The sequence below is a fragment of the Bifidobacterium pseudolongum subsp. globosum genome (assembly GCF_000741295.1).
In the GTDB taxonomy this organism is placed as follows: Bacteria; Actinomycetota; Actinomycetes; order Actinomycetales; family Bifidobacteriaceae; genus Bifidobacterium; species Bifidobacterium globosum.
On record NZ_JGZG01000006.1, the window covers coordinates 67,800 to 80,389 of the forward strand.

Here is a 12,590-nt window from a genome sequence, read left to right on the forward strand (position 1 = left end):
GCTCGATGACAAACTATTATCATGATTCCACCTCATCGTTAGCGGAGCTCGTGAGGGAATATGCGCGTCGTATAGACCGCATCAATCATGAACATGCAGTTGATGTATTGCAGGATTTGGATTCAGGCGAGCCGATGATTGCATTGGGTACCGGCATCTTTTATGCGAGGGAAGATGGCATTGACGTGCCGCCTGATATGCTCGCTCAGACCGGTAGAGAACTTGATCCAGAAGACGGCTATGCGCTTGAGACATACCGCGATCTCATGAAGAAAAGCCGTGCCATAGCATGACATGGGACTAACGGATTGGATTGGTTGATTCGAAAACCATATGATTAACGGTTGCGCTCTTTTGCTGGTTTAGGTCCCATTGATTGAGGTAGAGTCGTATTGAGCGGTTTCCTCCGAACCCGTTATTGGCTCTTGGGAACCGCTTCTTTCGCCGCTTTTCGCGTAATGCCATAATTGGCTGGTCCGGGTCAAAATGCACCTACCACTCTTATCGTCTGTTACCGCCTTCTGGGATGGCAGCAGTTTCTGTTTTGCTACGGGTAGTGTTCTTTCTGCTACGGGTAGTGCTTTTCTGGCGCACTCGTCACTATGATCCGCCATATTTCAACGATTGTAGGTGGAGGTTACGCGAGGAACCACTACCCGTAGCGGGAGGAGCACTACCCGTAGCGAAGAAGGTACTACCCGTAGCGGTGGCAGGACCACGGCCATGTCGAATTCGCTGTTTATGTCACCCGCACGGCTGTTGGTGTCGATGGTCAGACATCGACAGCCATGCGGGACGCGATTATTGGACTCCCGTGACTGACCTCAGCCATCAACTACCATCTCCGGCGACTCCTACGGGTTTTCATGGGTGAGCTCAGACGCCAACAGCCATCACTGAACTTCGTGACGGGGCAGATTGCACGACAACGCTCTAGAGAGGGCAATCGAGTAACCGAACATGCATATTGGCGCATAGCCTCAAGCGTGGAAGTGACACTGCAGCAATCCGCGCCTGCCGCCTAGATGTTAGCACCTGCGCGCAGCCCCCACAAATCTACACCCCTTCCGCAATCTGCCGTGCAAGCCGCTCGAGCCGCGGTTCGCGTGCATCGCCGCGCAGCTCGCATTCCCACACGTCGATCACGCGCCACCCCATCTGCCGCAGCTGTTCGTGCTGCCGGCGGTCGCGGTCTCGGTTGCGCGTGAGCTTCGCCGTCCAGAACTCCACATTCGACTTCGGCATGTGGAACGATTCGCACCCCTCGTGCATGTGCCAGAAACAGCCGTTCACAAACACGATCGTGCGGTACTTGGGCAGCACGATGTCGGGGTGCCCGGGGTACCGTTTGTCGTTTTTGCGGAATCTGAACCCGCGCGCGAACAGATAGGAGCGCACCGTCTTCTCGATCGACGTGTCTTTGCCGCGGATGCGCGACATGGTGTAGCTGCGCGTGCCGCGCGCGTACGGGGACTCTGGGTGTGAGGGGGATTGTGCCACGCCCACCAGTATCGCCCGGGCAGCGGATCGCCCGTGCACACCCCGCGCATACCATTGCGCGCCCTTCCGCGCTTTGCTCACTTGTGGCTATTTCCCGGTGCGCCGCGAGCGCGGACGCACCATGATGGATACCAGTTCACAGCTCCGCGGACCGTGCATGACCACCATGCCGCCGGCCGGGGCGCAAGGAGGAAACATGGCAGACAAGCCGACTATTGCATTTGTTGAGACTTCGCTCACCGACGGTTCGTTCGAAGCGGACCTCGCGAAGGAGATCATGAACATTGTCGGTGACCGCGCTGAAGCGATCACCATTGGCTACGAGGACCTGCCGCTCGCCGGCGAAGCCCCGGAGTATCCGCTTCCGGAAGCCGCGCTCGCCGTACGCGACAAGCTGGGCAATGCGGATGCCGTGTGGGTCGTCGTCTCCGAGTACAAGAAGGAGATCCCGGATTCGCTGCGCAACCTGTTCGACTGGCTGTCGCTGCCGTCCACGAAGGATGAAGAGGGCAAGAACGTCCTCGACCAGAAGCCGGTCGCGATTTCCGGTGTCGGCGGTTTCGAGGAGCTGCATCCGCGCATCATGGTCGGCGATCTGCTGGAGGACGCTGGCATGCGCCTCTTCCCGGTCGAGGTCGGCCTGTCCGTTCCGGACGAGGCTGTTCAGACCGGCGACTGGGCGATGACCGGTGCCGATCAAGAGGCGCTGCGCACGCAGGCTGATGACTTCCTGACCTTCGTTTCCGAAAACGAAGTCAAGTGAATCCACTGATGTGACGGGTCGGCAGTAGCCGCTGGCCCATCATGTGCGCGATCCGCGACCTGCGTGCTGCAGGGCGCGGATCGCTTGCATATGTGGAGGCGCTGGCGCGCGTGATTGTTGCACGCGGTTCACTGTCGGCATAGTCTAGTTGTATCTGCAACTGTTGTATACAGAACAATCTATAGTGTTCTGTTGCAGTAGCGACGTTGTGGCATCGCAATATGCCCGCGTCGAAATATCACGGAAAGAGGAGAGCGCGCATGGACCAGGTGCAAGGTGTGGATTCGCCGGGCATGCTGCGCCCGAGCCTCGAAATCAAGGCGCTCCACAATCTCATCGGCCGGTATTGGAACGGCATTGTGCCCCCGGACTCCATGATGTCGGGCGCCAACATGCCCATCGTGCAGTATCTGCACGAACATCGCGATTCGGATGTGTTCCAATACGACATCGAACGGGCGTTTTCCATCACTCGCTCCACCGCGTCCCGCGTGCTCGGACTCATGGAAAAGAAGGGTCTGATCACGCGTTCCGCCGTCGATTGGGATGCGCGCGTGCGCAAGATCGAGCTCACGCCCACCGCGTCCGACCTTGTTGTGGAGATCATGCGCGCCGCGCACCAGTTGGAGACGACGCTGTTCACTGGATTCCCCCCGGACGAGCAGGAACGGTTCATGGACGACCTTGCCCGCATGCGTGCCAATTTGGTGGAGACCGGGCTTGTCGGCTCCGAGCGCACGGCGGATGAGCCGGCCACACGTACTAGGCAAGACACCACACACCAGCAGCAGAAAGGAGATGAGGCAGCATGAGCACTACCACGGCAACCGACACCACGCCCTCCAAGGCGCATGTCATCAGGACATTGGCGAAGTCCCTTCGGGAATACCGCACGGCGAGCCTGCTTTCGCCGCTATTCGTCATTGTTGAGGCGGTCATAGAGATCGCCATCCCCACCGTCATCGCGATTCTTATCGATAAGGGCATCAGCGGCAAATCCATGCCGGACATCTGGAAGTACGGCGGCATCCTGATCGCCTGTGCGGTCGTGTCGTTGTGCGCGGGCTTCCTGTCCGGTCGGTTCGCGGCCATCGGTTCCTCCGGTTTTGCCAAGAACCTGCGCCATGACGAGTTCGAGAAGGTGCAGCAGTTCAGCTTCGCGAACATCGACCGTTTTTCGACGGGCTCGATCATCACCAGGCTCACGACCGACGTGACGAATGTGCAGAACGCGTACCAGATGCTCATCCGCGTCGGCATGCGCGCGCCGATCATGCTCATCGTCGCATGGATCTTCGCGTTCCGCATCAGCCCGCAGGTCTCGATGGTGTTCCTCGCCTGCATCCCGGTGCTCGCGGTCGGCCTGTTCGGCCTGATCATCGTGGTCCATCCGATCTTCGAGCGTGTCTTCCACACGTATGATGAGCTCAACAACGTCGTCGACGAGAACCTGCAGGGCGTGCGCGTCGTCAAATCCTTCAACCGTGAGGATTTCGAAGACAAGAAGTTCGGCCGCATCTCACTGAAGATCTACGAGCAGTTCTGCAAGGCGGAGAAGCTGTTGTCGATCAACTCGCCGCTGTTCAACCTGTGCATGTACGCGTCGCTCATCACGATCGCATGGGTCGGCGCGCGCCAGATCGTCGCGTCCGGCAACAACGCCGCGCTCGGCTTGACGACGGGCGACCTGACCGCGCTCGTGACGTACGCGATGCAGATCATGATGGCGATGATGATGCTCTCGATGATTTTCGTCATGGTCATCATCTCGCGCGCATCCGCGGAACGCATCTGCGGCGTGCTCACCGAGGAGAGCACGATCCGTGAGGCGGACGAGCCCATCACGACCGTGGCCGACGGCTCGATCGACTTCGACCATGTGTCGTTCCGCTATTCCGAACACTCTGAACGCCCGGTGCTCGATGACATCGACCTGCACATCCGTTCGGGGCAGACAATCGGCATCGTCGGCGGCACCGGTTCCGCGAAGACGTCGCTCGTGCAGCTCATCCCGCGCCTGTACGATGTCTCCTCCGGCGCGCTCAAAGTGGGCGGCGTCGACGTGCGTGACTACGAACTCGAAGCGTTGCGCGACGAGGTCGCGATGGTGTTGCAGAAGAACGTGCTGTTCGCGGGCACAATCGCGGAAAATCTGCGCTGGGGCAATCCGTACGCGACCGACGAGGAGATACGCCACGCGTGCGAGCTCGCACAGGCCGACGGATTCATCCAGGAATTCCCCGACAAGTACAACACGTACATCGAGCAGGGCGGCACCAATGTCTCCGGCGGCCAGCGGCAGCGCCTGTGCATCGCGCGCGCACTGCTCAAGAAGCCGAAGATCCTGATCCTCGACGATTCGACGTCGGCGGTGGACACCAAGACGGACAAGCTCATCCGCGAAGCGTTCCACCACGAGATCCCGAACACCACGAAGATCATCATCGCGCAGCGCGTCGCGTCCGTCGAGGAGTCGGACAAGATCGTCGTCATGCACGAAGGCCGCATCCTCGACCAGGGCACGAACGCGGAATTGCTCGAGCGTTGCGAGGAATACCGCAGCATCTACGAATCGCAGACGCAGCAGCACAGCCAGCAGGACCTCGACAAGGAATCGCAGGACCTGCACGAGGAAGAGGCCGAGGCGAGCGGTTTCGCGACCGACTACAACGAAGACATGCGCACAAGCGACGTCATCGCGCGGCAGAAGGAGTGCGAACGCGAGCAACCAGCGCATATGGCGCAAGACATCGAAGCAATCAAGGGAGGTGAACAACGATGAGCGCAGCGGCGGCAACGGTGGCACAGACTTCTGCCACCGACAAAGAGACCCTCAATGATGGCGCGCGCATGCCCGAGACGAACGGCGCGCAAGGCATGCCGCGTGAGAAGGCGAAGAAGGGCACCCTCAAGCGACTGCTCAAATACGTGTTCGCATACAAGATGCGCATGGTGGTCATCATCATCGCGATCATCGTGTCCGCAGTCGCGCAGGCGGGGTCGGCATTGTTCCTGCAGGCGTTGATCGACCGGTATATCATGCCGCTTGTAGGGGAGAGCGTCCCGGACTGGGCGCCGCTCATCCAAGCGCTCATCTTCATGGGCATCCTCTACGCGCTCGGCACATTCAGCGCGTGGCTGTACTCGTATCTGCTCGTCGGCGTCGAACAGGGCGTCATGAAGGAGATTCGAGACGAGATGTTCGAACACATGCAGACATTGCCGATCTCGTACTTCGACACACATGAGCATGGCGACGTGATGAGCCGGTACACGAACGACACCGACACGCTGCGCCAAGCGATCAGCCAGTCGTTGCCGCAGATGTTCGCGTCCGGTGTGTCCGCGCTTGCGGCGCTCATCGCGATGCTCTACCTGTCGATTCCCTACACGGTCTTCGTCCTTGTGTTCACCGGCCTGCTCCTGCTGCTCATCCGCGTGATCGTGAGCCGTTCGGGCCGTTACTTCGTGGTGCAGCAGCAGGAGCTCGGCGACGTGAACGCGTTCGTCGAGGAGTCGGTCAACGGGCAGAAGGTCATCAAGGTCTTCAACCACGAGGACGCCACACAGGCGTCGTTCGACGACCGCAACGAGCGCCTGTACCACGCCAGCGCGCGCGCGAACACCTACGGCAACGTGCTGATGCCGGTCGTCGGCAACATGGGCTATCTGCTCTATGTGCTCTCCGCGATCTTCGGTGGCCTCGCCGCGCTCGGCAACTGGGGCAACCTCAGCTTCTCCGGCGCCACGTTCACCATCGGCACGATCATCTCGCTGCTCACGCTGTCCAGATCCTTCGTCAACCCGATCGGCCAGGTCTCGCAGCAGATGACGATGGTCATGATGGCGCTCGCGGGCGCGTCGCGCATCTTCGCGCTGATGGACGAGCTGTCCGAGAAAGACAATGGCACGGTCACGCTCGTCAACGTCGAGCTCGCTTCGGACTGCCGCACGATGACGGAGACGCCGAAGAAGACCGGTCACTGGGCGTGGAAGCGCGAGGCGAGCGACGACGGCACGCGTTCGCGCGAAGCCGCGAAGAGGCTCAGCAAGCGCGCGGCCGAAGTGGCCGAGGAAGCGCATGAAGAGGCGGTCACGTCGGCCGACGGCAGGCTTACGCTGCTGCGCGGCGACGTGCGCTTCACCGACGTGACCTTCGGATACAACCCGGACAAGCCAGTGCTGCATGACATCACGTGGTTCGCGAAGCCTGGCCAGAAGATCGCGCTTGTGGGCGCGACCGGCGCCGGCAAGACGACGATCACGAACCTCATCAACCGCTTCTACGACATCCAGGAAGGCATGATCCTCTACGACGGCATCAACGTCAAGGGCATCAGGAAGCCGGACCTGAGGCGTTCGCTCGGCATCGTGCTGCAGGACGTCAACCTGTTCACCGGCACGGTGATGGACAACATCCGCTATGGCAAGCTCGACGCGACCGATGACGAATGCATCGCCGCGGCGAAGCTCGTCAATGCGGACTCGTTCATCCGCATGCTGCCCGACGGCTACCAGACGGTGCTCTCCGGCGATGGCTCCGGCCTGTCGCAAGGCCAGCGTCAGCTCATCTCGATCGCGCGCGCTGCAGTCGCCGATCCGCCGGCGCTCATCCTCGACGAGGCGACATCGTCGATCGACACGCGCACCGAGGAAGTGGTCCAGGCCGGCATGGACAACCTGATGAAGGGACGCACGGTGTTCGTCATCGCCCACCGCCTGTCCACGGTCAGGAACTCGGATGTCATCATGGTGCTCGACCACGGCCGCATCATCGAACGCGGCTCGCACGACGAGCTCATGGAGGAAAAGGGCGAATACTACCAGCTGTACACTGGCTCGCTCGAACTCGAGTAGCGGGCCCCGGTAAAGCGAAAGCGCGGCCGTGTGCAATGCACGGCCGCGCTTTGGTATGTGCGGGACGCCGCGCGTGGGGATTTCCCTATCTGCGCAACCGGCGCCGACGTGCTGTAATGGATAGCAGGCAACCCGTTTACCAGTAAAGGAAGGTCACCATGGTTGATATGAGCGACAAGATGAAGGAGAACTTCGAAGAGATCAAGGCCCGCATCGACGAGCACAAGGATGATTTCGAAGACATCAAGAAGAGTGTCGGCGATTTGACCGACAAGCTCAAGGACGTCAAGGAAGGCTGGGAGACCTCCCGTGCGGAAAAGGGCGACAAGAAGGAAGTCGCCGAGCACGAAGAGACCCACCAGACCCACTGATCCGCCGAACCGCCCGCGCATGCGCCCCAGCAGGGGAGTGCACGCCGGGCGAATCGATACCGGCGTACGTACGAAGCCTGTGTTTTAGCAATTTGCGTTCCGCATTGTGAGCAGTGTTTTTCAGCAGGGTGAGCAGCGGCTTTTCCGCATGGTCGGCGGTATTGCCGCTGCGCGCTGGTTTTTGGGTTATTTGGTCATGAGTGCGTGTTCGCTTCGGTATGAGCCTCCTTGGAATCTGATGATGCGGCCGTGGTGGACGGTGCGGTCGATGAGGGCGGCGGCCATGTTCGCGTCGCCCAGGACACGTCCCCAACCGCTGAACTCGATGTTGCTGGTGTAGATGATGCTGCGTCTTTCGTAGCTGTCGGAGATGATCTGGAAGAGCAGTCGGCTGCCTTCCTCGTCGATGGGCAGGTAGCCGAACTCGTCGATGATCAGCAGGCGCGCCTTGCCTATGGAGGCGAGCTCGCGGTCGAGACGGTTCTCGTGCTGGGCGCGGCGCAGGCGCATGACCAGGCTTGACGCGGTGAAGAACCGTACGGGGATGCCTCGGTCGGTCGCGAGCCTGCCCAGTGCTATGGCGAGGTGGGACTTGCCGGTGCCGACCGACCCGTAGAGCACGAGGTCCTCGGCGTTGTCGATGAATTCGAGGGTCTCGAGCTGGGCGCGTCCCCAGTCGGCGGGCATGGCGAGGTTGGACCAGTCATAGCCGTCGAGGGTCTTGTCGGCGGGGAACGCGGCCTGTTTCCTAAGGCGCAGTCGTCGTGACTGCTCGCGTGAGGCGAGTTCGGCCTCGAACCATCGCTGCATGAACTCGAGCTGGGATGCGGTCGCGGTCTCGAGCGTGGCGGCGAGCACGCTTCGGGTCAGCGACAGCTGCCGGTTCATCTCGAGGATCCTGTCGGCGGTCGCCTGCGTGGTGGCACGGCGTCTGGCGGGACGGGCCATCGTCGTTTCCGTCATCACGCCTCCTTGCCGAGGAACAGGTCGTAGGCGCTCAGGTCGGGTCCGGACGGGGCGGCCTCGCCGTCGCGGATGCGCATCGCGACGGGCGTGAGCTCGTCCGCGCGGGGCGGTCGCGTCCCCGCGGTCTGCCGCAGGCGTCTGCATGCGTCCATGGCCGGCGCGAATCCGGCCGTGCGGCATGATTCGGCGATCGCGCCGAGGCTGGTCTTCAGGTCGGTCTCGTCCATGGCATCGAGCCATTCGATGACGTCCGCCGGCATCTGCCCGCGCACCGGACTGTTCCTCCAGGCGCGCGGCTTTTTGGCGAGCATGGGCATGACGAGCGCCGGGTCCGCCATCACGCTGCCGCCGTCTCCGTAGGCGCGTGGGTATTCGGCGGCGATCCGGCCGGTGGCGGGATCCATGAGCGTGACCATGTTCCACCGCACGGCCATCGTGACCGTGCGCCGGCACCAGCCGCCGCCGGCCAGATAGCGGTGCCCGTCGAGTTCGGCGCGCCCGTATTTGTCGGTGCGCCGGTTCTCCCACCGCACCGCGTCGAAGCGCACGGACGGCAGCGCGAGCAGCTCGCCGCGCTCCTCGGCGAACACGTCCGCCACGCTGCTGCCGGGCCGGTTCGGGCATGCCGCCTCCGCGGCGACCCGTTCGCACCGGTCGAGCATGACCCGGCCCAGCTGCTCCCAGCTCTCGCCGGACTGGATCGGCACGAGCAGATTACGGCGCAGGAACCCGACCGCGTTCTCCACCGATCCCTTCTCATGGCCCGAATACGGGTTGCAGAAACGCACCTCGATCCTGTGGTGCGCGATGAACGAGGCGAACACGTCCGTGAGCGTGACCGAACCATCGCTCCTCCTATGGCCGGCGCCGGTGGCGTTGTCCATGACCAGCACCGGCGGCACGCCGCCGATCCGCCCGAACACCGCGAGCAGCCCGGCGCACAGGCATTCGGCGTTCTCGGCCGGCATCGGCACGCACAGGCGCATGTTCGAGAACGGCAGCGAGACCACCAGCACATGCGCCAGCGTCTCACGGCCCGCGAGCATGACGAGCGCCTGGCCGAAATCGACCTGCATCTCGCCGGCATGCCAGGCAAGGTCCAGGAATCCTTCCGAATCGGCGCGGTGCTCCTCCCTCCACCGCTTCACGTAGCGCTGCACTCCCGAATACGAGCCGTCGAACCCGTGCTCGTCGACCAGCCGGTCGAACACGCGCCTGGCGGTATGCCGCTGCTTGGCCGGCATGCGCAGGTCCGCCTCGAGCCACGCGTCCACGATGGCGGCGAAACGGTCCATCTTCGTGCCCCGGCGACGATCCTTGGGCGCCGCCGGGCTCAGATCCTCCATATCCGCGTACTTGGCGACCGTGGCGCGGTCCACGCCCAGACGCTTCGCGATCCGGGTTCGGGACACTCCCTGACGGTCGAGTCTTCTGATATCTTGCTGGATGGGCATCGGAATCGCCACTGTCCTTTCCTTCCCGAGAAGGGTCCGGCAGCCACCGGACCGGAAAACGTCGTTGCAACCCGGGAATCTACAGGCAGTGCGAACCGGTGCCTTTCCTCATCTCACATCACTGACTGCATGATGACGAGACCGGGGAAAACCATCCGCCCACACTGCGGAAAAATACTGATGAGCCTGCTGAAAAGACATTGAAGCAAAACAATCCAGACCAACCACGACCTCATGCTCGCCCACGACGCCTACCAAAGGGTCATACACGCCTACCGGTGCGACGACCGGCGGCGCGGCGAACGCATGATGCGCGAGCTGATCGACGACCTGACCGGACCGGGGCGCTACAAAGGCTGCCGGGAACTCGCCTCCCTCGGCCGCGTGCTCAAAAGACGCATGCGCGACATCCTCGCCCTCTTCCGCCACCCCCACTCAAGCAACGGACCCACCGAAGCCATCAACGGCAGGCTCGAGACCCTGCGCGGCAACGCCATGGGCTTCGCCAACACCACCAGCTACATCCAACGATGCCTCATCCACAGCAGCCAACTCAAAGACATCCTTACACACTAACCTGAGAAGAGCCCCTTTAAGCTGTCATACCCAAGAGACACCGTCATCCTCCCTCCATGTATCCCTCACAAGAAAATCGCCGATTTCCCGCACTTCCACGGTATCGCCCTGCGCTTAAGCTCCTATACCCACGCAACGCCATCCACTACGCGAACAATGCAACCATTTGCATTGAGACAAGGCCCTTACAGACACCCCACAGAAAAGCCCTCCCGGCAGCCCGAGCCAACCCAACCCTTCTTGTAATACGACAAAAGGGCCGCAACCATCCAAACGGTTGCAGCCCTGCAGCCCAGCGGCTCCCCCCGCCACTACAGCGGCGCCACCGCGCTCACACGATCTTCGGCATCGGCGTGGTGAGCGACGTCGTCAGGTTCACATGCACAAGCCCCGCACCCGAATGCACATCCACCTTCTTCAGCGTCACGGTGCGTTCGTCGGCCGGCGCGGTGTCGTCGTCGGTCATCGTCGCCGGCGACTTGACCGCGACGAGCGCGAGGTCGTCGAACGCGATGCCCGCGCTCGCGCACAGCTCACGCGCCGCCTCGAGCGACTGCGCGAACCCGGCCTTCTCGAACACACGCGCCTCGGGCACGCCGTACGCGTTCTCGCACACCCAGTGCAGGTTGTCGATCAGACCCATGCCCTTGTGGCTCGCCGGCGTCTCGAGCGACTCTCCGCCAGTCACCGCGCTCACGAACTCGTCGAGCTGCGGCACGAGCGCGTCGCCGCCGTCGCGGAACAGGTTGCCGACGATCGGCGCGCGGAACCCGAGCTCGCTCGCCGTCTCGCGCAGCGCCGGCACCTGATCGTCCTCGCCGGCCCACAGATTGATGAGCGGGAACGTGGGGATGTTGAGTTCCTCAAGGCGTTTCACGTGGAACGGATAACGCCACTGCAGCGCCGGGTCGTCGCGCCACGTGGAGGCGCGCGTCACCACAACCGCCGCGCTCGGCCACTGCGCGCCGTACTCGCGGCACGCGATGTCGAGCCACTTCTGCGCGCCGGCGTCGGCGCCGTACCCGGCCTCGACGATCACGACATCGTGCTCCGCGCACGCCATCTCCACGGAGACGAGCGAGGGGATGCCGATCGACACGTTGGCGAACGGGCCGCCGTGCACATACACCGGCGAGCCGTTGACGGTCTCGGTCTTGGCAGGCTTGACGGCGTCGCCGAGGATGTCGGTGATGCGCCACAGGTCGATGAATTCGCCGAACGTCACGGCCTTGCCGTCCTTGGTGCCGGCGATCATCTTCGCCACGCGCTCGGCGATCTCGTCCATCGACCGCGAGAGCACGACGATCTGCATGAGTTCGCACGTCGGCGTGAGCACGACCTTTTCGTGCACGTCGTTCTTGCCCGCGTCCACCACGATCGAGCGCAGCGAGCGCGACGGCACCTCGGAGACGCGCGGCACGAGCACGTCCTCGAGCAGCCCGTCGTCCACGGCTTTCTCCGCGAACGAAACAAGCAGGTTCTGCGCGGCTTCGATCGCGCCCATCTCACCGCACAGGCCCCAGTCGATGAGCTCGGGGTGGGTCAGCGACGCACTGCCACCGCCCGACGCGCCGCCCTTCGACCCGGCGGCGGTGATGCCCATGCTCGGCTGGCGCAGCACGGCGGCGGCGTCGACACCGCGCGCGTTGAGCGCGTCGATGAGCGCGATGGTTGTGGTGGTCTTGCCTTCGCCACGCGACGCCTTGAGCGGCGTGTCCGCGGTGACGAGCACGACTTTGCCGTGCTTGCGCGGAGCGTCAGGATGATTCTTGAGATAGTCCAGATAACCGAAGGCGTCGATTTTCTCTACCAGCCCGTAAGGCTTGGTGAATTGCTCGATGAGCGTCACTACACGTTCCTTTCCGCGGATGTTGTGCTGCCTTTTCAACATATCAGCACACCACGGCCGTGTATAGATGCGTGTCACTGTGCGAACAGTATCCAAGCATCCTCTGAGGCGACTGCCCATAGCTACCAACTAGCCACAGACAGCTATGCGATGGCACTGCGATGTACGTTCATGGCTACGGTCAGCCACAACCGTATGTATTCCTACGAAAAAACAGCTGTCCGTGGCTACCAGCCAGCCACGGACAGCCGCCA

10 protein-coding genes and 1 pseudogene are annotated in these 12,590 nt (G+C 62.4%); 7 read left to right on the forward strand and 4 right to left on the reverse strand.

Features of this window, described 5'->3' with window-relative positions:
• Positions 1-5: 5 nt before the first annotated feature.
• On the forward strand, positions 6-293 hold the full coding sequence (locus tag BPSG_RS05415; protein WP_026643609.1) for a hypothetical protein: 288 nt from the start codon (positions 6-8) through the stop codon (positions 291-293).
• A 763-nt stretch (positions 294-1,056) separates the two neighbouring features.
• On the opposite strand, the gene BPSG_RS05420 is transcribed toward BPSG_RS05415, so the two are convergent.
• The gene (locus tag BPSG_RS05420) at positions 1,057-1,440 is read right to left on the reverse strand and encodes a very short patch repair endonuclease (RefSeq protein ID WP_026643608.1); all 384 of its coding nucleotides are present in this window, start codon (positions 1,438-1,440) and stop codon (positions 1,057-1,059) included.
• A gap of 256 nt (positions 1,441-1,696) precedes the next feature.
• Here BPSG_RS05420 and BPSG_RS05425 point away from each other — a divergent pair, with 256 nt between their 5' ends.
• From BPSG_RS05425 to BPSG_RS05445, 5 genes are all read left to right on the forward strand, one after another.
• Positions 1,697-2,263, forward strand: coding sequence for an NADPH-dependent FMN reductase (locus BPSG_RS05425; RefSeq protein WP_026643607.1), 567 nt, complete (start codon positions 1,697-1,699; stop codon positions 2,261-2,263).
• A 260-nt stretch (positions 2,264-2,523) separates the two neighbouring features.
• Entirely contained in the window at positions 2,524-3,075 is a 552-nt protein-coding gene (locus BPSG_RS05430) for a MarR family winged helix-turn-helix transcriptional regulator (RefSeq protein WP_026643606.1), read from the forward strand.
• Entirely contained in the window at positions 3,072-5,045 is a 1,974-nt protein-coding gene (locus tag BPSG_RS05435) for an ABC transporter ATP-binding protein (protein ID WP_026643605.1), read from the forward strand. Before BPSG_RS05430 ends, BPSG_RS05435 begins: the two co-directional genes overlap by 4 nt.
• A gap of 68 nt (positions 5,046-5,113) precedes the next feature.
• The gene (locus BPSG_RS05440; protein WP_193345761.1) at positions 5,114-7,120 is read left to right on the forward strand and encodes an ABC transporter ATP-binding protein; all 2,007 of its coding nucleotides are present in this window, start codon (positions 5,114-5,116) and stop codon (positions 7,118-7,120) included.
• 158 nt (positions 7,121-7,278) lie between these two features.
• Entirely contained in the window at positions 7,279-7,491 is a 213-nt protein-coding gene (locus BPSG_RS05445) for a hypothetical protein (protein ID WP_004218199.1), read from the forward strand.
• Positions 7,492-7,677: 186 nt separating this feature from the next.
• On the opposite strand, the gene istB is transcribed toward BPSG_RS05445, so the two are convergent.
• Together istB and istA are read right to left on the reverse strand one after the other, a co-directional pair.
• Complete coding sequence (istB, locus tag BPSG_RS05450) at positions 7,678-8,454, reverse strand: IS21-like element helper ATPase IstB (RefSeq protein ID WP_033502426.1); 777 nt, start codon at positions 8,452-8,454, stop codon at positions 7,678-7,680.
• Positions 8,454-9,923: an IS21 family transposase gene (gene istA / locus BPSG_RS05455; RefSeq protein WP_026644278.1), complete on the reverse strand. Its 1,470-nt coding sequence runs from the start codon at positions 9,921-9,923 to the stop codon at positions 8,454-8,456. Before istA ends, istB begins: the two co-directional genes overlap by 1 nt.
• 201 nt (positions 9,924-10,124) lie before the next feature.
• On the opposite strand from istA, the pseudogene BPSG_RS05460 reads away from it, so the two are divergent.
• Positions 10,125-10,487, forward strand: a pseudogene (locus BPSG_RS05460) (transposase); the annotation flags it as partial.
• A gap of 331 nt (positions 10,488-10,818) precedes the next feature.
• On the opposite strand, the gene BPSG_RS05465 reads toward BPSG_RS05460, so the two are convergent.
• Positions 10,819-12,336 carry a formate--tetrahydrofolate ligase gene (locus tag BPSG_RS05465; RefSeq protein WP_026644151.1) on the reverse strand — a complete coding sequence of 506 codons (1,518 nt, stop codon included), beginning with the start codon at positions 12,334-12,336 and terminating at the stop codon, positions 10,819-10,821.
• Positions 12,337-12,590: the final 254 nt, after the last annotated feature.

Coding starts and splice junctions, on each gene's coding strand:
- BPSG_RS05430 (WP_026643606.1), top strand. CDS start 2,524: ATGGACCAGGTGCAAGGTGTGGATTCGCCGGGCATGCTGCGCCCGAGC.
- BPSG_RS05420 (WP_026643608.1), bottom strand. CDS start 1,440: ATGTCGCGCATCCGCGGCAAAGACACGTCGATCGAGAAGACGGTGCGC.
- BPSG_RS05440 (WP_193345761.1), top strand. CDS start 5,114: ATGCCCGAGACGAACGGCGCGCAAGGCATGCCGCGTGAGAAGGCGAAG.
- BPSG_RS05415 (WP_026643609.1), top strand. CDS start 6: ATGACAAACTATTATCATGATTCCACCTCATCGTTAGCGGAGCTCGTG.
- istB (WP_033502426.1), bottom strand. CDS start 8,454: ATGACGGAAACGACGATGGCCCGTCCCGCCAGACGCCGTGCCACCACG.
- BPSG_RS05425 (WP_026643607.1), top strand. CDS start 1,697: ATGGCAGACAAGCCGACTATTGCATTTGTTGAGACTTCGCTCACCGAC.
- BPSG_RS05435 (WP_026643605.1), top strand. CDS start 3,072: ATGAGCACTACCACGGCAACCGACACCACGCCCTCCAAGGCGCATGTC.
- BPSG_RS05445 (WP_004218199.1), top strand. CDS start 7,279: ATGGTTGATATGAGCGACAAGATGAAGGAGAACTTCGAAGAGATCAAG.